This is a genomic window from Sandaracinobacteroides sp. A072 (genome assembly GCF_052616365.1).
The window spans coordinates 386,351-413,107 of record NZ_JBQXGU010000001.1 but is presented as its reverse complement, the minus strand read 5'-3'; the positions used below and the strand labels follow the sequence as shown (position 1 = coordinate 413,107).

24 protein-coding genes are annotated in these 26,757 nt (G+C 67.5%); 9 read left to right on the top strand and 15 right to left on the bottom strand.

Annotated elements, in window-relative coordinates:
- Positions 1-6 precede the first annotated feature (6 nt).
- The 14 genes from murC to ACUJ46_RS01915 form a co-directional block, all read right to left on the bottom strand.
- On the bottom strand, positions 7-1,458 hold the full coding sequence (gene murC / locus ACUJ46_RS01980; protein ID WP_445388775.1) for a UDP-N-acetylmuramate--L-alanine ligase: 1,452 nt from the start codon (positions 1,456-1,458) through the stop codon (positions 7-9).
- Complete coding sequence (gene murG / locus ACUJ46_RS01975; protein WP_445388774.1) at positions 1,458-2,582, bottom strand: undecaprenyldiphospho-muramoylpentapeptide beta-N-acetylglucosaminyltransferase; 1,125 nt, start codon at positions 2,580-2,582, stop codon at positions 1,458-1,460. Before murG ends, murC begins: the two co-directional genes overlap by 1 nt.
- Complete coding sequence (locus tag ACUJ46_RS01970; protein ID WP_445388773.1) at positions 2,579-3,760, bottom strand: peptidoglycan glycosyltransferase FtsW; 1,182 nt, start codon at positions 3,758-3,760, stop codon at positions 2,579-2,581. Before ACUJ46_RS01970 ends, murG begins: the two co-directional genes overlap by 4 nt.
- Positions 3,757-5,058, bottom strand: a complete 1,302-nt coding sequence (gene murD / locus ACUJ46_RS01965) for a UDP-N-acetylmuramoyl-L-alanine--D-glutamate ligase (protein ID WP_445388772.1) — start codon at positions 5,056-5,058, stop codon at positions 3,757-3,759. Before murD ends, ACUJ46_RS01970 begins: the two co-directional genes overlap by 4 nt.
- Positions 5,058-6,131 (bottom strand): phospho-N-acetylmuramoyl-pentapeptide-transferase, encoded by a 1,074-nt coding sequence (gene mraY, locus ACUJ46_RS01960; protein WP_445388771.1) that lies wholly within the window; start codon positions 6,129-6,131, stop codon positions 5,058-5,060. Before mraY ends, murD begins: the two co-directional genes overlap by 1 nt.
- Positions 6,128-7,486, bottom strand: a complete 1,359-nt coding sequence (locus ACUJ46_RS01955) for a UDP-N-acetylmuramoyl-tripeptide--D-alanyl-D-alanine ligase (RefSeq protein ID WP_445388770.1) — start codon at positions 7,484-7,486, stop codon at positions 6,128-6,130. Before ACUJ46_RS01955 ends, mraY begins: the two co-directional genes overlap by 4 nt.
- Positions 7,483-8,952, bottom strand: coding sequence for a UDP-N-acetylmuramoyl-L-alanyl-D-glutamate--2,6-diaminopimelate ligase (locus ACUJ46_RS01950; RefSeq protein ID WP_445388769.1), 1,470 nt, complete (start codon positions 8,950-8,952; stop codon positions 7,483-7,485). The genes ACUJ46_RS01955 and ACUJ46_RS01950 overlap by 4 nt, the downstream gene beginning before the upstream one ends.
- The gene (locus ACUJ46_RS01945; protein WP_445388768.1) at positions 8,949-10,652 is read right to left on the bottom strand and encodes a peptidoglycan D,D-transpeptidase FtsI family protein; all 1,704 of its coding nucleotides are present in this window, start codon (positions 10,650-10,652) and stop codon (positions 8,949-8,951) included. The genes ACUJ46_RS01950 and ACUJ46_RS01945 overlap by 4 nt, the downstream gene beginning before the upstream one ends.
- 4 nt (positions 10,653-10,656) lie before the next feature.
- Positions 10,657-11,316, bottom strand: a complete 660-nt coding sequence (locus tag ACUJ46_RS01940; protein ID WP_445388767.1) for a hypothetical protein — start codon at positions 11,314-11,316, stop codon at positions 10,657-10,659.
- On the bottom strand, positions 11,313-12,290 hold the full coding sequence (gene rsmH, locus ACUJ46_RS01935; RefSeq protein WP_445388766.1) for a 16S rRNA (cytosine(1402)-N(4))-methyltransferase RsmH: 978 nt from the start codon (positions 12,288-12,290) through the stop codon (positions 11,313-11,315). Before rsmH ends, ACUJ46_RS01940 begins: the two co-directional genes overlap by 4 nt.
- Entirely contained in the window at positions 12,290-12,841 is a 552-nt protein-coding gene (locus ACUJ46_RS01930; RefSeq protein ID WP_445388765.1) for a division/cell wall cluster transcriptional repressor MraZ, read from the bottom strand. The genes rsmH and ACUJ46_RS01930 overlap by 1 nt, the downstream gene beginning before the upstream one ends.
- A gap of 198 nt (positions 12,842-13,039) precedes the next feature.
- Positions 13,040-13,828, bottom strand: a complete 789-nt coding sequence (locus ACUJ46_RS01925; protein ID WP_445388764.1) for a hypothetical protein — start codon at positions 13,826-13,828, stop codon at positions 13,040-13,042.
- 90 nt (positions 13,829-13,918) lie between these two features.
- Positions 13,919-14,365 (bottom strand): hypothetical protein, encoded by a 447-nt coding sequence (locus ACUJ46_RS01920; protein WP_445388763.1) that lies wholly within the window; start codon positions 14,363-14,365, stop codon positions 13,919-13,921.
- Between the two features lie 551 nt (positions 14,366-14,916).
- Positions 14,917-15,912 carry a cysteine synthase A gene (locus ACUJ46_RS01915; RefSeq protein ID WP_445388762.1) on the bottom strand — a complete coding sequence of 332 codons (996 nt, stop codon included), beginning with the start codon at positions 15,910-15,912 and terminating at the stop codon, positions 14,917-14,919.
- Between the two features lie 64 nt (positions 15,913-15,976).
- Between ACUJ46_RS01915 and ACUJ46_RS01910 the strand changes: the two genes are divergently transcribed.
- The 8 genes from ACUJ46_RS01910 to ribH all read left to right on the top strand — a co-directional run bounded on the left by ACUJ46_RS01910 (position 15,977) and on the right by ribH (position 24,090).
- Positions 15,977-17,566, top strand: coding sequence for an ABC transporter substrate-binding protein (locus ACUJ46_RS01910; protein WP_445388761.1), 1,590 nt, complete (start codon positions 15,977-15,979; stop codon positions 17,564-17,566).
- A complete protein-coding gene (locus ACUJ46_RS01905) occupies positions 17,563-18,738 on the top strand; it encodes an acetyl-CoA C-acyltransferase (RefSeq protein ID WP_445388760.1) in 1,176 nt (391 codons plus the stop codon). Before ACUJ46_RS01910 ends, ACUJ46_RS01905 begins: the two co-directional genes overlap by 4 nt.
- A 199-nt stretch (positions 18,739-18,937) precedes the next feature.
- Positions 18,938-20,044 (top strand): DNA polymerase III subunit beta, encoded by a 1,107-nt coding sequence (dnaN, locus tag ACUJ46_RS01900; protein WP_445388759.1) that lies wholly within the window; start codon positions 18,938-18,940, stop codon positions 20,042-20,044.
- Positions 20,045-20,178: 134 nt separating this feature from the next.
- A complete protein-coding gene (locus tag ACUJ46_RS01895; RefSeq protein WP_445388758.1) occupies positions 20,179-20,643 on the top strand; it encodes a hypothetical protein in 465 nt (154 codons plus the stop codon).
- Positions 20,644-20,661: 18 nt separating this feature from the next.
- Entirely contained in the window at positions 20,662-21,666 is a 1,005-nt protein-coding gene (gene ribD / locus ACUJ46_RS01890; protein WP_445388757.1) for a bifunctional diaminohydroxyphosphoribosylaminopyrimidine deaminase/5-amino-6-(5-phosphoribosylamino)uracil reductase RibD, read from the top strand.
- 58 nt (positions 21,667-21,724) lie between these two features.
- Complete coding sequence (locus ACUJ46_RS01885; RefSeq protein WP_445388756.1) at positions 21,725-22,342, top strand: riboflavin synthase; 618 nt, start codon at positions 21,725-21,727, stop codon at positions 22,340-22,342.
- A 36-nt stretch (positions 22,343-22,378) separates the two neighbouring features.
- Positions 22,379-23,647 carry a 3,4-dihydroxy-2-butanone-4-phosphate synthase gene (gene ribB, locus ACUJ46_RS01880; RefSeq protein WP_445388755.1) on the top strand — a complete coding sequence of 423 codons (1,269 nt, stop codon included), beginning with the start codon at positions 22,379-22,381 and terminating at the stop codon, positions 23,645-23,647.
- Positions 23,648-23,670: 23 nt separating this feature from the next.
- Positions 23,671-24,090 carry a 6,7-dimethyl-8-ribityllumazine synthase gene (ribH, locus tag ACUJ46_RS01875; RefSeq protein WP_445388754.1) on the top strand — a complete coding sequence of 140 codons (420 nt, stop codon included), beginning with the start codon at positions 23,671-23,673 and terminating at the stop codon, positions 24,088-24,090.
- A 25-nt stretch (positions 24,091-24,115) separates the two neighbouring features.
- Here the strand turns inward: ribH and rnk are convergent, their stop codons facing one another.
- A complete protein-coding gene (rnk, locus tag ACUJ46_RS01870) occupies positions 24,116-24,523 on the bottom strand; it encodes a nucleoside diphosphate kinase regulator (protein ID WP_445388753.1) in 408 nt (135 codons plus the stop codon).
- Positions 24,524-24,867: 344 nt separating this feature from the next.
- Between rnk and lepA the strand changes: the two genes are divergently transcribed.
- Entirely contained in the window at positions 24,868-26,685 is a 1,818-nt protein-coding gene (gene lepA, locus ACUJ46_RS01865; protein WP_445388752.1) for a translation elongation factor 4, read from the top strand.
- The last annotated feature ends 72 nt before the right edge of the window (positions 26,686-26,757 follow it).

Sequence of the window (26,757 nt, the reverse complement as noted above, 5' to 3'; positions counted from 1 at the left end):
CGGCAATCATCCAAGCCCTGCCTTCTTCAGCCCGCCGGCAAGGGCGGCCGCCCATTTCGTGATGTCGCCGGCGCCAAGGCAGATCACCATGTCGCCCGGCCCCAGCATGCCGGCAAGCGCAGGCGCCAGCTCGGCTTCGCCCGCCACTGTCAGCACCTGCCGGTGGCCTGAACGGCGCAGCGCCTCGGCGAGGCTTTCGTGGCTGACGCCTTCGATCGGTGTCTCGCCGGCGGCATAGACAGGCGCGATCACCACGGCATCGGCATCGTTGAAGGCCGTGCGCCATTCATCGAACAGGTCGCGCAGGCGGGTGTAGCGGTGCGGCTGCACCACCGCGACGACCCGCGCCCGTGCGCCTTCGCGCGCGGCGGCGAGCACGGCCTTCACCTCCACGGGATGGTGGCCATAATCATCGATGATGGTGACAGCATCGCCTCCGGCCATCTCGACCGTGCCGACATGGGTGAAGCGCCGCTTCACACCCGAGAAGCGGGCGAAGCCCTCGCGGATCTGCGCTTCGCCGATGCCGAGCTGATCGGCGACGGCAATGGCTGCAAGGGCGTTCAGAACATTGTGGCGGCCCGGCATGGGCAGCACCAGCCCGCTATAGCGCCGCTCGTCGGAGCCGAAGGTGCGCAGCGTCACGTCGAAGCGGTTGCCGCCCGGCACCGGCTCGACATGCTCGGCGCGCACATCGGCCTGGCCGGCGAAGCCATAGGTGATGATCCGCCGGTCGGAGACGGAGGGCAGCATCGCCTGCACTTCCGGATGATCGAGGCAGAGCACCGCTGCCCCGTAGAAGGGCACCTTCTGGATGAAGGTGCGGAAGGCGGCCTTGGCGGTTTCGAAGCTGCCATAATGGTCGAGATGTTCGGGGTCGATGTTGGTGACGACCGCAACTGTCGGCGGCAGACGCAGGAAGCTGCCGTCGCTTTCGTCGGCTTCCACCACCATCCACTCGCTGTCGCCAAGGCGCGCGTTGGAGCCATAGCTGTTGATGATGCCGCCATTGATGACGGTGGGATCGATTCCGCCGGCATCGAGAAGGGCCGCCACCATCGAGGTCGTCGTGGTCTTGCCATGGGTTCCGGCAACGCAGACGGTCGATTTCAGCCGCATCAGTTCGGCCAGCATCTCGGCGCGGCGCACCACCGGGATGCGCCGCTCGATCGCAAGGTCCACTTCCGGGTTGCCGGGCTTGATGGCGGTGGAAATGACGACAACCGCCGCCTCGCCCAGATTCTCGGCCCTGTGGCCGACCGCGACGGGGATACCCTTGTCCTGGAGGCTCTGCACGACGAGGCTTTCCGAAATGTCGGAGCCCTGCACCCGGAAGCCGAGGTTCTTCATCACTTCGGCAATGCCCGACATGCCGATGCCGCCGATCCCCACGAAATGGATCGGCCCCACATCGGTGGAGAAACCGGCGCCTGTCGTGGTTCGGGTAAAGCTGTTCATCATGCCTCTCTGGGGGCGCCGCCGGTGGCGAGCGCGCGCACTTCATGTTCGACGAGATCGGCGAGCCTTGCTGCGGCATCGGGCACGCCAAGCGCGCGCGCGGACGCCGCCGCCGCCGCGAGTGTTTCCGGGGATTCGAGAAAGCCCATCAGATTGCCCCGAAGCGTCGCTGCCGTCGCCTCTGCCTCGGGCAGCAGCATGCCGGCGCCGGCGGCGGCGAAGCCGCGGGCGTTGGCTGTCTGATGATCGTCGGTCGCGGCGGCGAAGGGCAGCAGGATCGCTGGCCGGCCCATCGCCATCAGCTCTGCCATGGTCGAGGCGCCGGCGCGCGAGATGACGAGATGGGCGCGCGCCATCCGCGCCGGAAGATCCGCCATATAGGGCAGGCATTCGGCTTCGACCCCGGCTGCCTTGTAGGCATCGGCGGCCCCGGAAAGATCTTCGGCGCGGCACTGCTGCTCGACCAGAAGGCGCGCGCGCAGCCCTTCGGACAGGCCGGCGACGGCTTCGGGAACGAGGCGCGAGAGGATGCGCGCACCCTGGCTGCCGCCGACGACGAGCAGGCGAAGCGGACCATCCGCCGCTGGCGGCGCATAGGGCGTATCGCGCGCCGCGAGGATATCCTGCCGCACGGGGTTGCCGGTATGCCGGGCGCGCGACGCGATGCCGGCGTCGAGCCGGGCCGTTTCGGCATAGGTAAGGCCGATTGCGCTGACCCGCTTCTGCAGCTGGCGGTTAACCCGGCCGAGCACGGCGTTCTGCTCGTGAATGATCGCGGGAAGGCCAAGCGCGATGCCCGCCAGCAGGCCCGGAAGCGAGGGATAGCCGCCGAAGCCGACGACGGCATTGGCGCCGACATCATGGGCGATGGCCTTGCCCTGCGCCCGTCCCTTCCGGATGGCAAGGGCGGCCCGCGCCCAGGCAAGGGGATTCAGGCCCGAGGCCGTGGCGCTTTCGAGCACATGGCGCGTGACACCCTCGAACAGGCCGGGAAACCGCAGGCCGCGCTTGTCTGTCAGCAGTGTGACACGATGGCCGCGCTGCTGCAGTTCCTCGGAGAGCGCATGGGCCGGCACCATGTGCCCGCCCGTTCCGCCCGCCGCAATGAGGATGGACAGGCTCATGCCGGGGCAGCCCCCGTCTTCAGATAGGGGGAGGACTGGAGGTGCCGGTTGCGCCGCGTGAGCGCAACAAGAAGGCCCATCGCGACCGCAGTCGCGATGAAGCTGGAGCCGCCATGGCTGATGAAAGGCAAGGTCATCCCCTTGGACGGCGCAAGGGACAGATTGACACTCATGTTGATCAGCGCCTGACCCCCGAACTGCGCCACCAGACCCGTCGCCGCGATCAGCGTGAAGGGATCCTCTTCATCGAGAAGTTGTAGCAGCACACGAAGCACGATCGCAAGATATAGTAGTGCGAGCGCGAAAGCGGCTATCGCTCCAAACTCCTCCCCGATCACCGAGAAGATATAGTCGGTATGGGCTTCGGGCAGGCGGAATTTGGCTGTTCCCTCGCCCGGCCCGGCGCCGAAAAGCCCGCCCGAACGGAAGCAGTCCAGCGCCCGGTCGACCTGATAGGTATCGCCCTCGCCATGAAGGAAACCGTCGAGCCGATTCCGGATGTGCGGCTCGAACTGATAGGCAAGCGCAAGGCCGCCCAGCACGGCCAGAATGGCGATACCCACGAACAGCATCGGCAGGCCGGCCAGCACCGCCTGCACCAGCCATACCGCGATCACCAGCGCCGCCTGGCCGAAATCCGGCTGGATGACCAGCAGGCCCACGATCAGCGCCAGCACCATGCCGCCTGCCGGAATGACGGGCAGGCCGCTGTCTTCGAAGCGCTGGGCGAAAAGCCATGCCATGGCGATGGCGAAGAAGGGCTTCAGGAACTCCACTGGCTGAAACTGGAATCCGGGCAGGGGAATCCAGCGCTGCGCGCCATTCGTTTCCGTGCCGATGATGGGCACGAGCATCAGCAGCAGCAGGAAGAAGGCGAAACCGCCAACCGCGAAGCGGCGGGCGAAATCGCGGGGCATCATAGAAATGCCCAGCATTACGGGCACACCGACGGCGATCCAGATGATCTGGCGTTCGAGGAAATAGAGCGGATCGAGCCGCAGCGCCCCGCCCGAGAGCCGGAGGGCGGCGGCCGGCGACGCCGCCGCGACAGCAATCGCCCCCGCGCCGATCAGCACCATCAGCATGACGACTAGCGGGCGGTCGATGGTCCAGAACCAGCGCGCCAGAACTGTTCTGTCAGCCCGGCCGAAGGACAGGGTTATGCCGGCGATCCTCATGCCCCAAGCCCCTCCACGGCCGCGCGGAAGGCAAGCCCCCGCGCTTCGAAATCCCGGAACTGGTCGAAGGACGCACAGGCCGGCGACAACAGCACCGTCTCGCCAGCGCTTGCAGATTCGGACGCCGCCTTCACGGCGGCATCGAGGGTTCCGGCTTCCACCACCGGCAGCCGGCCCTTCAGCAGCTCGGCAAAAAGCGGGCCGGCCTCGCCGATCACATAGGCGGCCTTCACGGCGCCAAGATGCGGCAGGCAGGCATCGAGCTCGGCCGTCTTGGCCCTGCCTCCCAGAATCCAGTGGATGGCCGGAAACGCCTGGAGCGCCGGGGCGACACTTGTGGGGTTTGTCGCCTTGCTGTCGTTCACATAGCGCACGCCATGGCGCTCGCCCACGATCTCCATGCGGTGGGCAAGGCCCGGAAAGCTCGCCAGACCAGCCTCGATATGGACGCCATCCGCCCCGAGGATGCGGGCGGCTTCGCGTGCGCAGGCCACATTCTGTGCATTGTGCGGCCCCTGCAGCGCCGGCCAGCGCAGCTGCTCGTGCAGGGCGACATCGGTAGCCGATACGCGATGCAGCTGCACATGGGCGGGCACGGCATCGGCCGCGGCGCGGGTCCAGGCATCGTCGGTCGCGATCACGGCATGGGCACCCGGCCGCTGCATGGCGAAAAGCCGCGCCTTCGAAGCGGCATAGCCTTCCATGCCGTCATAGCGGTCGAGATGGTCCGGGGTCAGGTTCGTCCACACCGCGACATCGGCGGCAAGGGTCTGGCAGAGGTCGATCTGGAAGCTCGACAGCTCCAGCACATAGACGCCGCCTGCCGGAAGGGCCGGCTGGTCGAGGATGGGCAGGCCGATGTTGCCGCCAAGCCGCGCGGTGAAGCCGGCGGCGGCAAGAAGGTGATGGAGAAGCGCCGTCGTGGTCGACTTGCCATTGGTGCCGGTGATGGCGGCAAGCCGGTGGGCAGGAAGGCCGGGGCGGGCCAGCTGGAACAGCTCTATATCGCCCAGAACGGGGCAGCCGGCTTCCCGCGCGCGCGCGGCGAGCGGATGCCGGTTGAGCGGCACACCGGGCGAGACGACAAGCCCCTCCACGGCACCGAGGTCGAGCCCGGCGAAATCCTCCAGCGCCAGACGCGGGAATTCGGCGCGCGCCTTATCCCGCGCTTCGGCATTCTCGTCCCAGGCGACGGCCGTGGCGCCCGAACGCCCGAGGAAGCGCAGCACGGACAGGCCCGTGCGGGCAAGGCCATAGACCGCGTAACGCTTGCCGGAGAGGGTGGGGGCGGACAGCATCAGCGCAGCTTCAGCGTTGCAAGGCCAGCAAGGGCCAGGACGAAGGAAATGATCCAGAAACGGATCACGACGGTGGATTCGGGCCAGCCGAGCTGCTCGAAGTGATGGTGGATGGGCGCCATCTTGAAGACGCGCTTGCCGGTCAGCTTGAAGCTGGCCACCTGCACGATGACCGAAACGGCCTCCAGCACGAACAGGCCGCCCACCACCACCAGCACGATTTCATGGTTGGTGATGACAGCGATGGTGCCGATGGCCCCGCCAAGCGCCAGGCTTCCGGTATCGCCCATGAAGACAGCGGCCGGTGGCGCATTGAACCACAGGAAGGCAAGCCCGGCCCCCACCAGCGCGCCTGCAAAGACAAGCAGTTCGCCGGCCCCCCGCACGAAGTGGACACCGAGATAGTCTGCAAAGACGGCGTTGCCGACCAGATATGCGATCACGCCGAAGGTGATGGCGGCGATTATGACCGGCATGGTGGCGAGCCCGTCAAGCCCGTCGGTCAGGTTCACGGCATTGCCCGCCCCCACGATCACGAAGGCCCCGAAGGCGACATAGAACCAGCCGAGGTCGATTCCGGCATCCTTCAGGAAGGGGAAGTAGAGCGTGGTGCCGGAAAAGAGGGAGACATAATAGACGGCCGCGCCCGCGATCAGGAATTCGGCGGCAAGCCGCGTACGGCCGGAAACGCCCGCCGTCGAGCGCTTCATCACCTTGTTGTAATCATCGAGGAAGCCGATCGCCCCGAAGCCGAGGGTCACGAACAGCGCCGCCCAGACGAAGGGGCGGTCCCACTCCATCCACAGCAGGGTTGAAACGGCAAGGCAGATCAGGATCAGGAGCCCGCCCATGGTGGGGGTGCCCTTCTTGGTTATCAGGTGGCTGGCCGGCCCGTCTTCGCGGATCGGCTGGCCCTTGCCCTGCTTCGAACGAAGCCAGGCAATGAAGCGCGGCCCAAGGAACAGCCCGAGAAACAGCGCCGTCACCAGCGCCGCGCCGGACCGGAAGGTCAGGTAACGAATGAGATTCAGGATGCCTGGAAAGCCCAGCCATTCGGCCAGATGATAGATCATCGGCTGCCTCCCAGTGCTGCAACGACCTTGCCGAGGCCGACGGAATTGGAGCCCTTCACGAGCAGAACGTCGCCGTCGCGCAGCATGGCGCGCGCCCAGTCGATCGCGGTTTCGGCATCGGGCAAGTAGCTGGCGGCATCATGCCCGAGGGCCGCCATTTCCGGCCCCACCAGCGCCAGTTCCACCACACCGGCATCGATGATGGGGGTGGCGAGATTGGCATGGTAGCGCGCGCTTTCCCCGCCCAGTTCGCGCATGGCCCCCAGGATCGCCAGACGGCGCTTGGCCGGCGTATCGCGCAACACGGCCAGCGCCGCCGCCATCGAGGCTGGGTTGGCGTTATAGCTTTCGTCGATCACGGTCGCATGGCCACCGGCCACCGGCACCCGCAGCCGCAGTCCCCGGCCGGGCAGGCCGTTCATGGCGGCAAGGGCAAGGCCGGCTTCCGCAATGTCCCCGCCGGCGGCCTTCACCGCCGCCAGCACCGCAAGCCCGTTCGACACCCAGTGCCGCCCCGTCATGCCGATGCGGCAGTGCAGCTCCTCTCCGGCGACATCGACGCTGAGGTCGGTGCCCTCGGCATCGGGGCGGGCGTTTAGCACGCGCACATCCGCGCCCTCGTTCCAGCCGAAGCTGAGCGACTTCAGGCCGCGCGCCGCCACGGCGGCAGACAGAATGTCGGCGTGGCGGTTGTCATGCGGCCAGACGGCATGGCCGCCCGGCTCCACCCCTTCGAAGATTTCGGCCTTTGCGCGGGCGATGCCCTCTTCATTGTCGAAATTCTCGATATGGGCGTTCGCCACCCATGTGATGACAGCCACATGCGGGCGCACCATGGCTGTCAGCGCCTCGATCTCGCCCTGGTGGTTCATGCCCATTTCGAACACGGCAAAGCGGCTGCCCTCGGGCATCCGCGCGAGGCTGAGCGGCACGCCGGTATGGTTATTGTAGCTCTTGACCGACCAGTGGGTCGCGTCGGGCGCGATACGGGCGAAGGCAAGGCGCAGCGCTTCCTTGGTGCCGGTCTTGCCGACACTGCCGGTCACCCCGATCACTTTTGCCGGCGTGCGGGCGCGGGCGGCAACGCCCAGCTGTTCGAGCGCCCGGAAACTGTCGTCCACCAGCACATGCGGGAATGGCACGGGCCGCTCGACGAGGAAGCCGGCGGCCCCGCGCGCGGCTGCCGCCTCGACAAAGGCATGGCCGTCAGCGGCAGCGCCACGCATGGCGACGAACAGCTCGCCGCCGATCAGCTCGCGACTGTCGAAGGTGACGCCTTCGGCTTCGAACGGCGCCGAAAGACGCCCGCCAGTCGCTGCGGCAATCGCCACGCCTGTCCACAGAGGCGGCCTCATGCCACGAGCGCCTGCGCTGCCTGACGCGCCACCTCGGCATCGTCGAAGGGGAGCACATCCGCGCCGATGATCTGGCCCTGCTCATGGCCCTTGCCGGCCAGCAGCACGATATCGCCCTGCCGGGCTTCGGCAAGCGCCACCCGGATGGCTTCGGCCCGGCCGGCGACTTCCAGCGCCCCGGGGGCGGCGACCATGATCTGGGCGCGGATGGCGGCCGGGTCTTCGCTGCGGGGGTTGTCGTCGGTCACGATGGCCACATCGGCGTCGCGCACGGCGATTGCGCCCATTTCCGGCCGCTTGCCTTGATCCCGGTCGCCGCCGCAGCCGAACAGCAGGATGAGCCGGTTGGTCGTGTGCGGCCTGAGCGCTGCAATGGCGGCTTCCAGCGCATCGGGCGTGTGCGCATAATCGACATAGACCGGCGCACCCGCGGGCGTGATCACCGCGCGCTCCAGCCGGCCGCGCACGCCTGAAATGCGGGCAAGGGCCGAAAGCGTGCCGGCCGGGCTGCCGCCGGTCGCGATCACGAGGGCGGCGGCTGTCAGGGCATTGGCCGCCTGGTAGCCGCCGATCAGCGGCAGGGTGACGCCCTGCGAACCTCCCCCAAGCGCTGCACCAAGGCTGACGGTCAGGGACTGGCCAAGCAGGCTCGGCTCACGCCGTTCGAGGCGCAGGTCCTCGCCATCCGGGCCAACGGTCAGGAGATTCACGCCGCGCGCGCGGCAGGCCTCGGCCACGCGGGCGTTATAGTCCGCGCCGGCGGCCTCGCGGTCCATCCAGACAATGGCGGTGCCGTCGGCATCCAGCACTTCGGTGAACAGCCGCAGCTTGGCCTGGAAATAGGATTCCATGTCGCCATGATAATCGAGATGGTCGCGGCTGAGGTTGGTGAAGGCGGCCGCGCGCACCGGCAGGCCCTCGGTGCGATACTGGGCGAGACCGTGGGAGGACGCCTCGAAGGCGAGATGCGTGATCCCCTCGCGGGCAAGGCCGGCCACGTTGGACAGGAAGGTCACGATGTCGGGCGTGGTCAGCCCGCCCGATCCGGCCTTCACCTGCTCGTCGGCGGTGGTGACGCCCAGCGTGCCGATGCTGGCCGCCCGCTCGCCGGCCAGCCGCCAGAGCTGGCGGCTTATTTCGGCCGTCGATGTCTTGCCGTTGGTGCCGGTGATGGCAACGGTCACGGCGGGAAAGGGCGCGTAAAAGGCTGCCGCCAGGCGGGCGAAGGCGCGGCGCGGCTCTGTATCGGCGATGTGCAGCGCGCCCTCCACCCGCGCTTCGGGCCGCGCGACGACGGCTATGGCGCCCGCGCGCACGGCGTCCGCGATCACGCTCTCGCCATCGAAGCGCGCACCCCGAAAGGCGCCGAACACGGTGCCCGGCGCCACCTTGCGATGATCGATGGCAAAGCCGGTCACCCCTTGTTCAAGGGCGTCGAGCGGTGGCGGGAAACATCTGTTGCTCATGGCTGGGCAGGCTTCTGGTGGCGGGGCTTGTAAAGGCCTTCAAAAATGCTTGTATCCGGCTCGCGCGCCATGTCGGGCGCGACACCCAGCACGGGGGCGATGCGGTTCACGACATTCCGGAAGGCCGGCGCCGCGACAATGCCGGCCGAGCGCGAGCCTTCCGTCGGATCGTCGATCATGGTGACGACGACATAGCGCGGGTCATCCATGGGGAAGGCGCCGGCGAAGGTGGTGATGTTGCGGCGGCGATCATAGCCGCGCCCGGATTCCAGCACCTTTTCCGCTGTTCCGGTCTTGCCGCCAACCCGATAGCCTTCCGCGTCCGCCCGGCGGCCTGTGCCGTCGAGCACGGCGAGGCGCAGCATGCCGTTCAGCAGCTTTGATGTCCGCTCGGTAAAGACCCGCTCACTGGGGCGCTCCATCCCTTCGGGCACCTTCAGCAAGGTGGCCGGGCGGTGGATGCCACCATTCACCAGCGTTGCATAGGCATTGGCAAGGTGCAGCGGCGTGACGGCGATGCCATGGCCGAAACCCACCGTCATCACGCTGGAAAGGCCCCAGTTGTTGGCCGGCGGCGTCAGCGTGCGACCTGCCTCCAGCAGTTCGCCCGGCGCGCGGTCCATCAGGCCCAGCTTGCGCAGGAATTCCTCCTGCCGCTTCTGGCCGAGGCGCTCCGCCATGCGCGCCGTGCCCACGTTGGAGGAGTGGATCAGCACTTCCGGCACCGACAGCGGATAGCCCTTGGGGTGGCTGTCGGAAATGCGGTGCCGGCCGACAAAGATCGGCACTGTGGGGAAGCGTTCGCCAAGGTCCGGCAGCACGCCGGCATCAAGCGCCATGGCGATGGTGAAGGCCTTGAAGGTGGAGCCGAGCTCATAGACGCCAAGCGTCGCGCGGTTCATGTGGCTCGGCATGCCAATGAGGCCGCCGGGGCGGTTGGAATCGAAGGCGGGAAGCGACGCCATGGCGAGCACTTCGCCCGTGTGAACATCCATCACCACGCCCGCAGCCCCCGTCGCCACATGGGCCAGCATCTGAGCGTTCAGCTCGCTTTCCAGCGCCTGCTGCACACGCGCATCCATCGCCAGCACCAGCGGCTCGTCGATGCGGGTGGGGTCGGTCAGCCGCGCCTCGAAGGCGCGCTCGATGCCGGCCTCGCCCCGTCCGTCGATGCCGGTATAGCCAACAAGATGCGCCGCCATGCCGACATGCGGATACAGACGCTCGGGCTCGCGCTCGAGCGTCAGGCCCGGCTCGCCAAGGCGGCGGATGGCCTCGGCCTGCTCGGGCAGGACCCGCCGCGCGAGGTAGCGGAACTTGCCATCATGATAGACAGCGGCGCGGATCGCCTGCTCGCCGCGTTCGGGCAGGATCGTGACGAGCTTGCGGACCAGCTCTTCCTTGTCCGTCAGGATGTCGCGCGGGCGGGCGGCGAGCGCATAGGCCTCGAACGAACTGGCCAGCGCGATGCCGTTGCGATCGACGATGTCGGCCCGGACAAAGGGCGAGGCGGTGGCAAGGCCGCGATGGCGCGGCGCGCCATCGAAGGCCGACAGCATGACAAGGCGATAGCCGATGATGCCGGTGAACAGGATGAACAGCAGGACTCCGATCGCCAGCCGCTGCCGCGCCACCCCGAGAGCCACCTGACGGTGACCGGGAAGACGAAGGCTCTGTCGGGCGAGGGCGGCGGGGCTCATCGGCTCAGTCGTCGATGCCCGGCGGGGACTGGAAGGTCAGCTCGACCTGACGCAGCAGATCGTCGGGCGCGACCTGTGCAGGGCGGACAGGCCGACCGGGCGCCGGGCTGGCGACAGGCGCCGGCGCGGACACGAGGCGCACAGCAGGCGCCGCGGCCTGGGCGGGCGCGGCTGGAGCGGGCCTGATGGCGGGACGCTCCACCGGTGCCGGGGCAACCTCCGCCGACACCAGTTGCGGCGCCGGGGCAGTGGCGGGCGGGCCGGCGACATCGCGCACGGCAAGCTGCACCTGCGGCAGGCCCCGGGCTTCAGGGGCCTTGCCATAATAGGCCAGGTGCACCGGGTTCTGCAGATACTGGCTGGCGGAAATGGGCACGAGGCCAAGCACCTCGTCGTTCCAGCGCTGCAACTGGGGCAGGCGCATGCGCACGCGCAGTTCCGCGTTCAGGGCCTTGAGGTCGGTTTCCAGCCCGCGCACCTGGCGTTCGAGACGGTCCGTATCCCGCCGCTCGGCCGAAACCTTCAGCGAAAGGCTGTAGCTGGTGATCGCCACCGCGATCGTCCCGGCCACCAGAATGGCCGTGGAAGCCCAGGCGCGGCGACCGGAATCGCGCACCACGGTTTCACGCCCCCAGACCTGGCGAGCAGCAAACCCCGTCATCATGCGCGCCATCCTGCACTCTCCCTCTTGGTCTTGGTCTTGTCCGGCGAAACATTGCCCCATGCGGCCGCAGGCGTGCGGCGCGCGAAGCGCAGGGTGGCGGAACGCGCCCGCGGATTGGCCTGCACCTCGGCTTCCGAGGGGCGCACCGCCTTCCCGGGCCGCTCGAAGCTCGGCGCGCGGCCCGGCGCGGCTTCGGGCAGGTGCCGCGAACCGCCGGGAAGACCGCCCGACCGCTCGGCCAGAAAGCGCTTCACGATGCGATCCTCGAGACTGTGGAAGCTGACGACGGCAAGGCGGCCACCCGGCTTCAGCACCGCCTCGGCCGCTTCGAGGCCGCGCTCCAGTTCGCTCAGTTCGTCGTTCACGCGGATTCGCACAGCCTGGAAGCTGCGCGTGGCCGGGTCGCGCCTGGAATCGCGCGGCGCCTTCACCACGCGGCGGACAACCGCTGCGAAATCAGCCGTGGTGTGAAGGGGGCGCGCCGCGATCACTGCGCGGGCGATGCGGCGGGCGGCGGGCTCCTCGCCATAGTGAAAGAGCACGTCGGCGATTTCGGCTTCTTCGGCCGTGTTCAGGAAATCGGCCGCGCTTTCGCCCGAGCCGGAAAGCCGCATGTCGAGCGGGCCATCCGCCTGGAAGGACAGGCCATAGGCCGGGTCGTCCATCTGGATGGAGGAAAAGCCGAGGTCGAGCGCCACGCCATCGGCCGAGTCCACGCCAAGTTCGTCGGCCATGGCGGAAAAGGGGCGGTTGACAAGCCGCAGTGCGCCAGCCGCCGAAGCAAGGGCGCCGGATGCCCGCGCGATGGTGCGCGGGTCGCGATCGAAGCCGGTGACACGCGCGCCAGCAGTAAGCGCCGCCGCCGAATATCCGCCGCCGCCATAGGTTCCATCGACGAGATGATCGCCCTGCCCCAGTGCGAGGGCGGCCATCACTTCGTTGAGGAGGACGGGAACATGGACCAGCCCCTCCATCACCCACTCTTCCCGGCAAGAAGGGTCTTGACCGTGCGCAGCAGGCGGGGGTCCTGGTCTTCCTGCTCAAGCAGCAATTCGGGCGCCCACAGCTCGAAATAGTCGCCGGCGCCGAGGAAGATGGCCTGGCCGCCAAGTTCACCCATGTCGCGCAGGGTCGGCGTGAGGACGATGCGGCCGGTGTCGTCATATTTCAGGCGCTCGGAAAGGCCGAACAGCGTGCGCGCCTTGTTGCTGCGCCCCGGGCCGAAATCGCCGGCGAACTGCTCGGCGAGACGCTGTTCCATGCGCTCGAAGAAGGTGAGGTCATAGCCGATGAGGCAGGGGGCATGTTCGGCCGGGGCCAGAACCAGCGCCTTCGTCTGGCTGCGGGCCTCGATCGTCTCGCGCAGGGGCGCAGGAACGGACAATCGATGCTTGGCATCGATTCCGTTCACATAGGTCCCTGAAAAATACCCGCGAATGACGCTTCCCCTTTTCCGGGGCCGGTCTTTTCGCGGTCCGTTCCGAAGCGGGGAAAGGGCTTCGGAAACGGGCCGGCGACACGCCAACCCCTGTGGAAAATGGATAGCATGGGCTTTCGTGGGTCTTCAATGGGCTTTTATGGTCCGTTTTGGTCAGCCTGTCGCAATATCATGAAAAGAAACGGCTTTTCGGAACGATGCCGAAAAGCCGAAAAGTGCAAACATCTGTGGAAAACTTTGTGGGTGAAAATGTCGCAACGCAGTCCCACAACTCAGGGCCACAAGTCAGGGCAGCGGATCGGCCATGCGGAAGGCATAGTTTCGCGCCATGCGCACGTCCGTTCGCTCCGCCGAGGTCATCCGCAGGAAAAAACGGCCTTCCCCGTCGGGCACCTGCTGCAGGTCGATGCTCGCGCCGTCGGCAAGACGCACGCGCATCTGGGCAGCGCCGGCCCAGTTCACGCTGCCACCGCCCATGAAATCCCGTGCCGTCAGCCCTTCGAGCAGCCGGCCCAGTTCGACCATGGCGTCCAGATCCAGCGCCACCGGGCCTTCGGGGGTAAGCCGCTCGGCCGAAACGAGGGAGGCAGCCCTGATGTGCGGCGGCTCCAGGCTGGTCCAGGCGGAAGGCCAGACGGGCAGCGCGGGCGCGCGTTTAAGGGCGTGCTGCTCGCCCGAGGGCATGAGCGCCACCGCCCCCGGCCAGAAAGCGGCAGACGCGCGCTCGCGGCCATCGCGGTCGAGCAGGCGCAGTTGCAGCGGATCGCGCGGCGCCGGGGCAGTCGCATCGACGGGGCTTGCCTTCAGGGCGGCAAGCTCGCGCAGCGCGGCCTCGATGCGGGGAGCGTTTCCCGGCGCGTCGGCCGCCGACAGGATGCGCCAGGCGCCGGTATCGGCCGCGCGTTGCAGCACGACCTGCTGCACGCCATGGGCGATCTCGATCCGGGCGATGTCGGCGCCATCCCCGATACCGGGGAACAGGCGGCCCTGCCCCGCAGACTCGCGCAGGATGAGCGCCCCGAGGGCAAGGAGCGGCGCAAGCAGCAGCGCCAGCACGAATTTCGGTGTCGACATGGGCGCCGTCTAGCGTTCGGGGACCGGCTTGTCAGCAGACGCCGGGGTCAGCAAAAGGGCGCATCTGGCAGAGCAGCTGGGGAAACAGGCTCAGACCTCGATCCTGCGATCCCCGCTGCGGTTGATCTCGAGCAGGCGGCGGCCATTTTCATCCTTCACCGGGCCCGCCACGGACCCGGCAGGGACCTCCCGTCCGTCGGAATTGCCGATACCCGCGACATCGGAGCTTTCCTGCTGCCGGCCATTCCCCGGTGCGAGGGGCAACCCATCGGGGCCCAGAGGTGCATCAAGGGGGGCGCCAAGGGGGGCATCAAGGGGGGTGGCAGGGGCCGGCTCTGGCGGCAGCACCTGCTTGTCCTTCTTGTCCTTTTCGCTGCCCGGCGCCACGCCCAGCTGGGCCAGGGTCTCACCGGGCGCCTTTTCCTGCGCCGCCTGCCGTGATTCAGCAGAAGGCTCGCCACCGAACAGCAGCGATGCCGCAAGGGTGAAAAGAAATACGGCTCCAAGTCCCGTCAGGCCGGTTCGCACGCGATCCATGCCATCCCATCTAGTCCTCGAAGCGGCCCCTGTCGAGGTGCGGGCACTTCAGGTGCCGCCATGTCGTCAACCATTTTGCCACGGTGTCCGCTTCGGAAAGATCGATGACCGCGCGTTCGGGTCAACATCGATTGAAGGTTGGCGGTGATTCTTCTATGCTGAAATCGAAGGTGCGTGGATCGGGAGAATCTGCCGACCGTAGGCTTTGGCGCGAGCCAATGACCGAATTGTGAGGGACAGGCAGTCCTCACCGCACCTTCACCACCAATCCGGATATGGCGGCACTTGAGGACCGGCGGCAAAGCCTGCATAATGGATATGGGTGCGCGACACGGTAGAATCTGCCCGCCGCAGGCTTTGGCGCAAGCCAATGACCGCATTGTGAGGGACCGGCAGTCCTCACCGCGCCCAACCCTCCGCCATCAGCTTGACCTGAGCCCCGGCCAGCATGGCTTGCGACGGCCTCAAAACCGGCAGCCGGCAATGATCCGCGCGGGACGATCGTTTAGACATGACCCCCACATCATGCCCGCCTTTTCAGCCTGCCTTTTTCAGCCCTGCTGGCGCCAGGGCGGCAGCGGCAGGCCGCGCGCCTTCAGCCATTCCGGGTTCCAGATGGTGGAAAGATAGCGGCTGCCATTGTCGCACAATATGGTGACGATGCGCTTGCCCGGCCCGAGGTGGCGGGCCAGCTTTTCCGCGCCCGCAACATTGATGGCGCTGGAAAGGCCGAGGTGCAGGCCGTCGCGCGCCATCAGTTCGTGCAGGATCGGGAAGGCCTCGGCGTCACTCACCCGGAAGGCGACATCGACGGGCGCGCCATCAAGGTTGGCGGTGATGCGGCTCTGGCCGATGCCTTCGGCAACGCTGTTGCCTTCGGCCTTCAGTTCGCCGCTGGTGAAATAGCTGTAGAGGGCAGCGCCGTCCGGGTCGGCAAGGCCGATGGCGACATCCGGCAGCGCCGCCTTGAGGCCGAGGCCGACGCCGGCAACCGTGCCGCCAGTGCCGGCGGCGCAGATGAAACCGTCGAGCCGGCCGTCAAGCGCCTCCAGGATTTCGGGCGCCGTCGTCTTGATATGGGCCAGCCTGTTGGCGACATTGTCGAACTGGTTGGCCCAGATGGCGCCGGGCGTCTCTTCCGCCAGCCGGCGCGACACATGCACATAGTGGCCGGGGTTGGAATAGGGCGCGGCAGGCACCAGCACCAGCTCGGCCCCCAGCGCCCGCAAGGCATCCTTCTTTTCCTGGCTCTGCGTCTCGGGCATCACGATGATGGTGCGATAGCCAAGGCTCGCGCCGATCACGGCAAGCCCGATGCCGGTGTTGCCGGCCGTTCCCTCCACGATCACGCCGCCCGGTTTCAAGGCGCCGCCGGCCTCGGCATCGCGGATGATGTAGAGCGCCGCCCTGTCCTTCACCGAACCGCCCGGGTTCATGAATTCGCACTTGCCCCAGATGTCGCACCCCGTGCGTTCCGAAGGACCCCTCAGGCGGACAAGCGGCGTTTCACCCACCAGGCCGGCGATATCGTCAGACTTGCGTAGCATGGCGCCTGCTTATCACCACGGCCGGCGCTTGCCACCTGCCTTTGTTTGCGCGAACGAGGGGACCATGCCCCGGCGAGTCCCTTTTTCATCCCTTTTCTGCCGCTGGCGGGATGCGCCGCCCCGCGAACGCGGGCTTGCCGGGCCTGAATCCAGGCCTCTCACTGCTGCTGTATCCGCAATTGGTTGCGCCCTGCTGCTGGCCGCCTGCCAGCCGGAACCGGCCGAGGAACCGCCGCTGACGATCAGCGTGGTGGATGAGCAGGCCTTCGAATCGATCGTGGCGGATGCCGTGTCGGCGGGCCTGACCGCCCGCGACCCGGAAGGCCGTGTGATCCCCGGCCTCGCCCAGAGCTGGCGGGTATCGGACGACGGGCTTTCCATCGTGTTCCGCCTGCGCGACGCACGCTTTGCCGGCGGCGCGCCTGTCAGGGCCGCCGATGTGGTGCAATCGATCGAGCGCGCCCGCGCTGGCCATGCCGGGCCACAGGTGAAGGACATGCTGGCCGGCGTGACGGACGTGTCGGCGCCCCTGCCCGATATCGTGGAAATCGCGCTCGGCACGCCACAACCGGAAATCCTCGAGCTTCTGGCCACGCCCGACCTCGCCATCCGCGCGCGCGGCACCCGGGCGCTTGCCGGCGCCTATGTGCCGGCCCCGCGCCCCGGCCCGGAGGATCCGCCGCTGGCCGAAGGCGAAGTGCATCTGGCGGCCAATGGCGACCATCATGATGCGGCCAGCCTTTCCGTGCGCGGCGTGATCCTGAAGCAGCAGACGCCCGATGTCGCCATCCGCGACTTCAATCGCGGCGCCACGGACATGGTGCTCGGCGGCCGGCTCGACGGTCTTGGCACCGCGCGCGTGACGGCAAGGCGGGAAGCCCTGCGGCTCGACCAGCCACGTGCAGCGCTTCTCCTTCTCGTCAACCAGAAGAGCCCGCCGCTCGATGATCCGCAGGTCCGCACGGCCCTGTCGCTCGCGATCAACCGCACGGCACTCGGGCCGGGGCAGTTCGGAAGCCAGGCCGCTGCCCCGGTCACCGGCCTCACGCCGCCCGGCCTTTCAGGCTATGCCCCCGCGCCGCCGGACTGGGCTGCCCTGCCCTTCGCCGCCCGCCAGCAGGAAGCCCGCCGCCTGCTTGCCGAAGCCGGAATCGAACCGGCGGCGGAGCGCCCGAAGCTGGCGGTGGCGGTCTCGGACTCGCCCGCCGAAGAGCGGCTGATGACGGCGATCGCCGCCGATTTCGCAGCCATCGGCATCGACATGCTGCTCGAACGCCGGCCAGCCGCCGCCCACCGCAAGGCCGTGGACGACGGCGCGTTCAGCCTCGCCCTCGTGCGTGTCGAGACGGCGATCGACAGCCCCCTGCCCTTCCTCCTTCCCAATCGCTGCGGCGCCAACCGCCACGGGGTCTGCCTGCCCGAAGCGGATGCGCTGCTGACAGCAAGCTGGACCGCGCCGAGCCTTTCCGAGAGAATGGCAGCACTCGCGGCGGCAGAACGCCTGTGGGCCGAGGATGGCGCCGCCATCGGCATCGTCCGGCCGCTCGGCTGGTCGCTCGTGAGCGAGCGCATCGCCGGCTTTTCAACCAACCCGAGCGCAGTTCACGCGCTCCGTCACCTCTCCCTCCAGACCAGCAGGAGCCTGATAAGATGACTTCCCCCAATGATATCGTCATCGTTGCCGCACGCCGCACCGCCATGGGCGGCTTCATGGGCGATTTCCGCGACACCACCGCATCCGAACTGGGCGCGGCAGCCCTGAAGGCCACCATCGCTGACGCAAAGCTCGGCTCGGGCGACGTGGAGCAGGTGGTGATGGGCTGCGTGCTGCCCGCCGGCCAGGGCCAGGCGCCGGCGCGCCAGGCGGCGCTGAAAGCCGGGCTCGACCTTTCGACGGCGGCCGTCACCCTCAACAAGATGTGCGGATCGGGCATGAAGGCGGCGATGGACGCGCACGACAGCCTGAAGGCCGGAAGCGTCGACATCATCGCCGCCGGCGGCATGGAAAGCATGACCAACGCGCCCTATCTGCTGCCCAAGGCGCGCGGTGGCTATCGCATGGGCCATGGCCGGGTGATGGACCATATGTTCCTCGACGGCCTCGAGGATGCCTATGAACCGGGCCGCGCCATGGGCACCTTCGCCGAGGAATGCGCCGGCAAGTACCAGTTCACCCGCGAGGCGCAGGATGCCTATGCCCTCGAAAGCCTTTCGCGCAGCAAGGCGGCCATCGAATCCGGCGCCTTCGAGGCGGAAATCGTCGGCGTGACGACGAAGGCAGGCGAAATCCGCATCGACGAGCAGCCCGGCAAGGCCCGCCCCGACAAGATCCCGCAGCTGAAGCCGGCCTTCGTGCCCGGCGGCACGGTGACGGCGGCCAATGCCAGCAGCATCTCGGACGGTGCGGCGGCCCTGGTGATGATGCGGCGCGAAACCGCCGAGGCGCGCGGCCTTTCGCCGCTCGCGACCATCCTTGGCCACAGCACCCATGCACAGGAACCGGCCTGGTTCACCACCGCACCCGTCAGCGCCATCGGCAAGCTGATGAAGAAGCTGGACTGGAGCGTTTCCGGCACCGACCTCTTCGAGGTTAACGAAGCCTTCGCCGTCGTCGCCATGGCGGCCATGCAGGAGCTTTCGATCCCGCATGCCAAGGTGAATGTGAACGGCGGCGCGACCGCGCTCGGCCACCCGATCGGCGCATCGGGCGCGCGCATCATCGTCACCCTCATCCACGCCCTGCAGAAGCGCGGCGGCGGCACCGGTGTCGCGTCGCTGTGCATCGGCGGCGGCGAGGCAACCGCCATGGCCATCCGCGTCGGTTGATCGGGGGCTGACCGGAGGGGCTGACCGGAGGGGCTGACCGGGCCCTGCCCGGAGCCCGTCCGGGCCGCCACGGGTTGCGTGCCTCCTATGCGGGTCGCCGGGGCGGACTGCTCCGGCGACCCCCTCTCTCCTTTCGGGCTTTGCGCGGCAGGGGCAAGCTGTATAGAGGAAAGCCAAACCACCAAGGCAGGATGCTTGCATGAAGCTAGTCGTCGAGCGCGCGACCCTCTTGAAGGCGCTGGGGCATGTGCAGTCGGTCGTCGAACGCCGGAACACCATTCCCATCCTGTCGAACGTGCTGCTCTCCGCCGAGGGCGAAACGCTGAAGCTGATGGCGACCGACCTCGATCTCCAGATCGTGGAGGAAGCCCCCGCCACGGTCGAGACGGCCGGCGCGACCACCGTTTCGGCGCACACGCTCTTCGACATCGTGCGCAAGATTCCCGATGGCGCCCAGGTCACGCTGGACGCGACCGGCCAGAAGATGGTGGTGCAGGCCGGGCGCGCCCGCTTCCAGCTCCAGACCCTGCCGCGCGAGGACTTCCCGGTGATCGGGGAAAGCGACCTGCCCGTCAGCTTCGCCTTGCCCGCCGCAACGCTGGTGATGCTGATCGACCGCACGCGCTTTGCCATTTCCACGGAAGAAACCCGCTATTATCTGAACGGCATCTTCCTGCACGCACCCGCCGGTCTCGGCACGCTGCGCGCTGTCGCCACCGATGGCCACCGGCTGGCACGGGTTGAAATTCCCCTGCCCGAAGGCGCGGCCAGCATGCCCGACATCATCATTCCGCGCAAATGCGTAGCCGAAGTGCGCAAGCTTCTCGACGAGCGGGACGGCGATGTTGAAATCGCCCTCAGCCCGTCCAAGATCCGCTTCCGCATCGGGGCAGCCGTGCTCACCTCGAAGCTGATCGACGGCACCTTCCCCGATTACAGCCGCGTCATCCCGACAGCCAATGACAGGCTGCTCAGGATCGACCCGGCAGCGCTTGCCGAAGGCGTGGACCGGGTGACGGCGATCGCCAGCGAAAAGACACGCGCCGTCAAGCTCGGCCTCGACCGCGACCGGGTGTCGCTTTCCGTCACCAGCGCGGAAAACGGCACGGCCAGCGAGGATGTGCCGGCCGACTATTCCGCCGAAGCCTTCGACGTAGGCTTCAACAGCCGCTACCTGCTCGACATTCTGGCGCAGATTTCCGGCAATGCGGTCGAAATCCACATGGCCGACGCCGCCGCGCCCACCCTCATCCGCGAGGGCGAGGGATCGGAAGCGCTCTATGTGCTGATGCCGATGCGTGTGTGAGGCACTTTCGCCGCACCTTCGATCCCTGCGGATTGAGGGTGACGGCGGGAATGCCCACATGCAGGCGGCAAGGCGGCGCTCCCCGGCCGGGGCCAGCGCCGCGCCCATGATGAAGGATCGCCTCCAGGCCCGCCATGCCGCTGAAGAAACCCAAGGCCGTCAAGCTCCCCACCCCCTTCGCCGACCTTCATGCGAGCGAGGATGACGACGCACGCCGCCGCGCCATATTGATGAAGCGGGAACTGGAGCGGACCGAGGGCTTCAGCTGGAATGCGCCGCGCCAGTCGCTGCTGAAGCGCGTGCTGACCGCACCTTTGCACAAGAAGCTCTTCGCCCTTGTCGCCATGGGCATGGGGGCCACCATCGTCGCCGCCTTCCTTGTGGGCATGGACAGCGGCATCAAGGTGCCGACCCGCATCATCTATGTGGAAAGCTGGAGTGGCCAGCGCACCGCACAGGATGCCATCGACGAGCGCGAGGAAGCGATGGATATCTTGCGTGCCCAGATTGCGGAAAACCGCCGCGCCTATGAAGCCGAACAGGCCCGCCAGGCGGCGCTGGAGGCCGAGCGGGCCGCCGCCCGCCAGGCCAGCAGCTGAGCCGGGGCCGGCTGGCCCATGGCAACTTCAACCGCAGCGCGGCATGATGACGAACGCTGGATGGCGGCGGCCCTTGCGCTTGCCGCGCGCGGCGCCGGGCGCACGGGCGCCAACCCCAATGTCGGCTGCATCCTGGTGCGCGACGGCCGTGTGGTGGGCCGCGGCTGGACCATGGATGGCGGCCGCCCCCATGCCGAAGCCGTGGCGCTGGCCGAAGCGGGTGAAGCGGCGCGCGGCGCCACGGCCCATGTCACGCTGGAGCCATGCGCCCATGAAAGCCCGCGCGGCCCGGCCTGCGCCGACAGCCTGATCGCCGCCGGAATCGCCCGCTGCTCCATCGCGATGAAAGACCCGGACCCCCGGACGGAAGGCCGGGGCATTGCACGCCTTCGCGCCGCCGGCATCGCCGTGACGATCGGAATCCTGGAACAGGCGGCCCGTATCGAACTGGCTGGCTTCGAGGGCCGCATAGGCTCTGGCCGGCCGGAACTCGTGCTGAAGCTCGCCCTTTCGCTCGACGGGCGGCTGGCCATGGCGGATGGCCGCAGCCAGTGGATCACGGGGGAGGCCGCGCGCGCCTATGCTCACCGCTTGCGCGCCCGCGCCGACATGGTGCTGGTGGGCGGCGGAACGCTGCGGGCAGACCGGCCCCGGCTCGACGTGCGGCTGCCCGGCCATGACGGGCCGCAACCGCTTCGCGCCGTGATCACCGCCGGCCCAGTTCCGGAAGACTTCATCGCCATCCCGTCGCTCGACGCACTCGACCGGATCGCCAGCGAAAGAGACGTCAACCGCATCCTGTGCGAAGGCGGCGGCCGGCTCGCCTCCGCCCTGCTGATGGCGGACAGGGTTGACCGACTGGTGCTGCTGCGAGCACCGATCCTGATCGGGGACGGCCAGGGGCTGGAAGGCCTGCGCCCCCATGATCTCGCGGAAACACACGGCCGCTGGGAGCTGGCGGAACGCCGCGCCATCGGTGACGACCTGCTCGAACTGTTCCACCGCCGCCACCGGGCGGCCTGATGCAAAAGCCGCCACCGGGCGGCTTGAGGTCGGCCCGCGCTGCCGCTAGGCCATCTTCATGTTCACCGGCATCATCACCGACATAGGGCGAATCGCCAGCGTCAGCCGCAAGGCGGGCGAAGACCTGCATATCGCCATCGAAACGGCCTATGATCTCTCGACGGTCGCCATAGGCGCCTCGATCGCCTGCTCGGGCGTGTGCCTGACCGTCACCTCGAAGCAAGGCGGGCGCTTCACCGTCGATGTCTCGGCCGAATCGGTCGCGCGGACGGCGGCGGCCATGTGGACCGAAGGCGCACGCCTCAACCTCGAGCGGTCGCTGAAGGTGGGGGACGAACTGGGCGGGCACATCGTGACCGGCCATGTCGACGGTGTCGGCACCATCGTCGAAGCGGGCCGGGTGGATGGCTCGACCCATCTGGCAGTGCGCGCACCGGCGGGCCTTGCCCCCTTTATCGCGGCCAAGGGCTCGATCGCCGTCGATGGCGTTTCCCTGACGGTGAACGCTGTCGAGGACGAACCGGACGGCAGCGCCATCTTCCACCTCAACATCATCCCCCACACGGCGGACTGGACCACCCTTGGAGATGCCGCGCCCGGCCGCGCCGTGAACCTGGAAATCGACGTGCTGGCCCGCTACCTGCAGCGCATGCAACAGGCCAGTGTGAAAGCCTGAGTTGATTCTCACATCGCAATGTGAGAATGCGCGGTCATGGCTACGCAACTCATCGACCGAATCCGCACCCATCTCGCCGAATCCGGCCTGAGCCGTTCCGCCCTTGCAAAGGCGGCGGGTCTCCACCCCAATTCGCTGCGCGCGCTCGACAAGCCGGACTGGAACCCGACGGCCGAAACGCTGACGAAGCTGGACGCCTATCTCACCCAGTCCTCCGCTTCGCCGCTGGTTCCGATCGAGGAGATCATCGCCGAAGCGCGCAATGGCCGCATGTACATTCTGGTCGACGACGAGGACCGCGAGAATGAGGGCGACCTGATCATCCCGGCGCAGATGGCGACGCCTGATGCCGTGAACTTCATGGCCACCCATGGCCGCGGCCTCATCTGCCTTGCCATGACCAAGGCGCGGGTGGACCAGCTCGGCCTGCCGCTCATGTCCCGCTCCAACCAGACCCGGCATGAAACCGCCTTCACCGTCTCGATCGAAGCGAAGGAAGGCGTGACCACGGGCATTTCCGCCGCCGACCGGGCGCGCACCATCGCGGTTGCAACCGATTCGCTGAAGGGCGCCGAAGACATCGTCACGCCCGGCCATGTCTTCCCGCTGGTGGCCCGCAACGGCGGTGTGCTGGTGCGCGCCGGCCACACCGAGGCCGCTGTCGACGTGTCGCGCCTGGCCGGGCTGAACCCCGCCGGCGTGATCTGCGAGATCATGAACGAGGACGGCACCATGGCCCGCCTCGACGATCTCATTCCCTTCGCCCGCAAGCATGGGCTGAAGATCGGCACCATCCGCGACCTGATCGCCTATCGCATGCGGCATGACCATCTGGTGCGCTGCACGGCCGAAGCCAGCTTCGAAAGCGAGCATGGCGGCCATTGGGTTGCCCGCACCTATGTGAACACCGCCGACGGCGGCGAACATATGGTGCTGCAGAAGGGCAAGGTGGAAGCCGGGCAGCCGACACTGGTACGCGTCCATGTCACCAACCTGTTCCAGGATCTCTGCGCCGAGGTCGGAAGCCGCAGCAACCTCATTTCCAAGGCCATGGAGTCGATTGCCGATGAAGGCGCGGGCATCCTCGTCATCATCCGCGATTCCCGCCCCGACGGGCTGACTCAGCAGATGCGCGCCAAGGGCCAGGGCGAGCCCTTCCAGGTGCGCGACTATGGGGTGGGCGCCCAGATCCTTGTCGATCTCGGCGTGACCGACATGGTCCTCCTTGCCGGATCCCGCCGGTCCTATGTCGGCCTCGAAGGCTATGGCCTCAGGGTCGTGGACGAACGCCCCCTCATTTCCTGAACGCACTCCCTGAAAGGCAGCACATGGCCCGCATCCTCATCGTCGGCGCCGGCTTCTACCGGCACATCTATGACCTGCAGTTGAAGGGCGCGCGCGACGCGATCGAGGCCGGCGGCCACCAGCATGAGCTGGTGGAAGTGCCGGGCGCTCTGGAAATCCCCGCCGCCATCGCCATGGCGGCGGAAACCGGGCGCTATGATGCCTATGTCGCAATCGGCTGCGTCATCCGCGGGGAAACCTATCATTTCGAGGTTGTCTCGAACGAAAGCGCGCGTGCTGTCATGGCGCTCACGCTCGACGGCCTTCCCATCGGCAATGGCATATTGACGGTGGAAAACGAGGCGCAGGCCCTGGTCCGCGCCGATCCGGCGCAGAAGAACAAGGCAGGCGAAGCGGTTGTCGCCGCCCTCGCCCTTCTCGAGCTGAAGCTGAAGTTCGCCTGACCCCATCCGGAATCCGGCCTGGCCCTCAGGCTGGCCGGGTAACGGACACGATCTTCAGCGAGCGCTTGCGACCGTCGCGGTCGGGCCAGTCGATGACCTGCCCTTGCGACAGGCCGATCAGCCCGGCCCCGACCGGGGTGAGGACAGAGATGCGCCCGGCCGCGATGTCGGCCTCTGCCGGCCAGACCAGCGTTACGGTGCGCGTGCGGCCGCTGCCTTCATCCTCGAACACGACTTCCGAGCCCATGCGCACGGTGCCCGGCGGGACGCTGCCATCCTTCACGATGCGGGCGCGTTCGATTTCGCCCAGAAGCAGCTCGGCAACTTCAGGCACCCGGTCCTCGGCATCGGTGGCAAGCCCGGCGAGGGAATCGGCCTCGGATTCGGACAGGATAAGGGCAGGCCTCGCGGCCCGGCGGCGGTTTGTCGTCATGATGGTCTCCATGATGGCCATGCAGGCAGGCGCGCAGTTCGTGCGGCGGGCCCGCTGGCATGTGTTCGTCTGTTCGGATTCTATGGTGCGCCGGCCTGGCCGGCAGCGTCAGGCCCCGGTCTTGCCGGGGCGCGCCCGCACGCTGCGGGGGCCTGGCAAGCCGGGGTCAGGAACCGGCGATGATCTGTCCGCCGTGAAGGACACGGTGCAGGCGAAGGGCGCGTTTCATGGCGTGAATATGGGCGCGGCCCGCCCGCTGGTCAATGTCCGGCCAGATCGTGGCTGGTGCCCCCTGCGGCGCAGGGTAGCTTGAAAGCGGCGCGCCCCCCTGCCAAGGGGCGATGATGGCACAAGATCATGCGACGGACATGTCGCGAATCCGCAATTTCTCCATCATCGCCCATATCGACCATGGGAAGTCCACGCTGGCAGACCGGCTGATCCAGGCCTGTGGCGGGCTGACCGACCGCGAAATGTCGGAACAGGTGCTCGACAATATGGATATCGAGCGCGAGCGGGGCATCACCATCAAGGCCCAGACCGTGCGGCTCGACTACAAGGCCAAGGATGGCAAAAGCTACATCCTGAACCTGATGGACACGCCCGGCCATGTGGACTTCGCCTATGAAGTCAGCCGGTCTCTCGCCGCCTGCGAAGGGGCGCTGCTGGTGGTGGATGCAGCGCAGGGCGTGGAAGCCCAGACTCTGGCCAATGTCTACCAGTCGATCGAGCATGACCATGAAATCGTGCCCGTCATCAACAAGGTCGACCTGCCTTCGGCCGAGCCTGAAAAGGTGAAGGCCGAGATCGAGGACATCATCGGCCTCGACGCCTCGAACGCCGTTCTCACCTCCGCCAAGACGGGCCTTGGAATCGGCGATGTGCTGGAGGCCATTGTCGAGCGCGTGCCCCCGCCGAAGGGCGACATCGAGGCCCCCCTGAAGGCCATGCTGGTCGACAGCTGGTATGACCCCTATCTCGGCGTCGTGATCCTGGTGCGCGTGATCGACGGGCGCATCACCAGGGGCCAGATGATCAAGTTCATGGCGACCGGCACGACCCACCTGGTGGATCGCGTGGGCGCCTTCCGCCCCAAGATCGAGCAGCTGCCGCAGCTCGGGCCGGGTGAGATCGGGTTCATCACCGCACAGATCAAGGAAATCGCCCAGGCCCGCGTCGGCGACACCATCACCGACGCCAAGCGCCCGGCGGCAGCGGCGCTGCCCGGTTTCCGCGAAGTGCAGCCGGTGGTCTTCTGCGGCCTGTTCCCGGCCGATGCCGCCGATTTCGAGAAGCTGCGGGAATCGATCCACAAGCTCAGGCTCAACGACGCCAGCTTCTCCTTCGAAATGGAAACGTCGGCGGCGCTGGGCTTCGGCTTCCGCTGCGGCTTCCTCGGCCTGCTCCACCTCGAGATCATCCAGGAGCGGCTGAGCCGCGAATATGACCTCGACCTCATCACCACGGCGCCCTCGGTCGTCTATAAGGTGCACATGACGGACGGCGAGGTGATCGAGCTGCACAACCCGGCCGACATGCCCGACCCGGTCCGCATCGATCATATCGAGGAACCGTGGATCGAAGCGACCATCTATGTCCCCGACGATTATCTCGGCCCCATCCTCAAGCTCTGCCAGGACCGGCGCGGCATCCAGAAGAACCTCACCTATGTCGGCGGGCGGGCGCAGGTCGTCTATGAGCTGCCGCTCAACGAAGTTGTCTTCGATTTCTACGACCGGCTGAAATCGATCAGCCGGGGCTATGCCAGCTTCGATTACCACCAGATCGGCCACCGCGAGGGGGATCTGGTGAAGATGTCGATCCTGGTGAATGCCGAGCAGGTGGACGCCCTGTCGATGATCGTCCACCGCGACGCCGCCGAAACCCGCGGTCGCCACATGTGCGAGCGGCTGAAGGACCTGATTCCGCGGCATCTGTTCAAGATCCCGATCCAGGCCGCGATCGGCGGCCGTGTCGTGGCGCGGGAAACCATCGCGGCGCTGCGCAAGGACGTGACCGCCAAATGCTATGGCGGGGACATCAGCCGGAAACGCAAGCTTCTGGAAAAGCAGAAGGAAGGCAAGAAGAAGATGCGCCAGTACGGCAGTGTCGACATTCCGCAGGAAGCCTTCATCGCCGCCCTCAAGATGGGCGAGGACTGAAGCCGGGCGCAGGCTGATAATGGGCTAGCGCTGAAGCGGCCAGGCCAGCGCTGCCCGGCTGCTTCAGGCCCG

Bases quoted from the DNA above. Each gene is read 5' to 3' on its own strand.
- rsmH (WP_445388766.1), bottom strand. From the start codon at position 12,290: ATGGAGGGGCTGGTCCATGTTCCCGTCCTCCTCAACGAAGTGATGGCC.
- ACUJ46_RS01955 (WP_445388770.1), bottom strand. From the start codon at position 7,486: ATGAGGCCGCCTCTGTGGACAGGCGTGGCGATTGCCGCAGCGACTGGC.
- ACUJ46_RS01940 (WP_445388767.1), bottom strand. From the start codon at position 11,316: ATGATGACGGGGTTTGCTGCTCGCCAGGTCTGGGGGCGTGAAACCGTG.
- ACUJ46_RS01970 (WP_445388773.1), bottom strand. From the start codon at position 3,760: ATGAGGATCGCCGGCATAACCCTGTCCTTCGGCCGGGCTGACAGAACA.
- murD (WP_445388772.1), bottom strand. From the start codon at position 5,058: ATGCTGTCCGCCCCCACCCTCTCCGGCAAGCGTTACGCGGTCTATGGC.
- ACUJ46_RS01905 (WP_445388760.1), top strand. From the start codon at position 17,563: ATGACTTCCCCCAATGATATCGTCATCGTTGCCGCACGCCGCACCGCC.
- ACUJ46_RS01920 (WP_445388763.1), bottom strand. From the start codon at position 14,365: ATGGATCGCGTGCGAACCGGCCTGACGGGACTTGGAGCCGTATTTCTT.
- ACUJ46_RS01915 (WP_445388762.1), bottom strand. From the start codon at position 15,912: ATGCTACGCAAGTCTGACGATATCGCCGGCCTGGTGGGTGAAACGCCG.
- murC (WP_445388775.1), bottom strand. From the start codon at position 1,458: ATGAACAGCTTTACCCGAACCACGACAGGCGCCGGTTTCTCCACCGAT.
- ACUJ46_RS01945 (WP_445388768.1), bottom strand. From the start codon at position 10,652: ATGAGCCCCGCCGCCCTCGCCCGACAGAGCCTTCGTCTTCCCGGTCAC.
- dnaN (WP_445388759.1), top strand. From the start codon at position 18,938: ATGAAGCTAGTCGTCGAGCGCGCGACCCTCTTGAAGGCGCTGGGGCAT.
- murG (WP_445388774.1), bottom strand. From the start codon at position 2,582: ATGAGCCTGTCCATCCTCATTGCGGCGGGCGGAACGGGCGGGCACATG.
- rnk (WP_445388753.1), bottom strand. From the start codon at position 24,523: ATGACGACAAACCGCCGCCGGGCCGCGAGGCCTGCCCTTATCCTGTCC.
- ribH (WP_445388754.1), top strand. From the start codon at position 23,671: ATGGCCCGCATCCTCATCGTCGGCGCCGGCTTCTACCGGCACATCTAT.
- mraY (WP_445388771.1), bottom strand. From the start codon at position 6,131: ATGATCTATCATCTGGCCGAATGGCTGGGCTTTCCAGGCATCCTGAAT.
- ribD (WP_445388757.1), top strand. From the start codon at position 20,662: ATGGCAACTTCAACCGCAGCGCGGCATGATGACGAACGCTGGATGGCG.
- ribB (WP_445388755.1), top strand. From the start codon at position 22,379: ATGGCTACGCAACTCATCGACCGAATCCGCACCCATCTCGCCGAATCC.
- ACUJ46_RS01925 (WP_445388764.1), bottom strand. From the start codon at position 13,828: ATGTCGACACCGAAATTCGTGCTGGCGCTGCTGCTTGCGCCGCTCCTT.
- lepA (WP_445388752.1), top strand. From the start codon at position 24,868: ATGGCACAAGATCATGCGACGGACATGTCGCGAATCCGCAATTTCTCC.
- ACUJ46_RS01910 (WP_445388761.1), top strand. From the start codon at position 15,977: ATGCCCCGGCGAGTCCCTTTTTCATCCCTTTTCTGCCGCTGGCGGGAT.
- ACUJ46_RS01885 (WP_445388756.1), top strand. From the start codon at position 21,725: ATGTTCACCGGCATCATCACCGACATAGGGCGAATCGCCAGCGTCAGC.
- ACUJ46_RS01895 (WP_445388758.1), top strand. From the start codon at position 20,179: ATGCCGCTGAAGAAACCCAAGGCCGTCAAGCTCCCCACCCCCTTCGCC.
- ACUJ46_RS01950 (WP_445388769.1), bottom strand. From the start codon at position 8,952: ATGAGCAACAGATGTTTCCCGCCACCGCTCGACGCCCTTGAACAAGGG.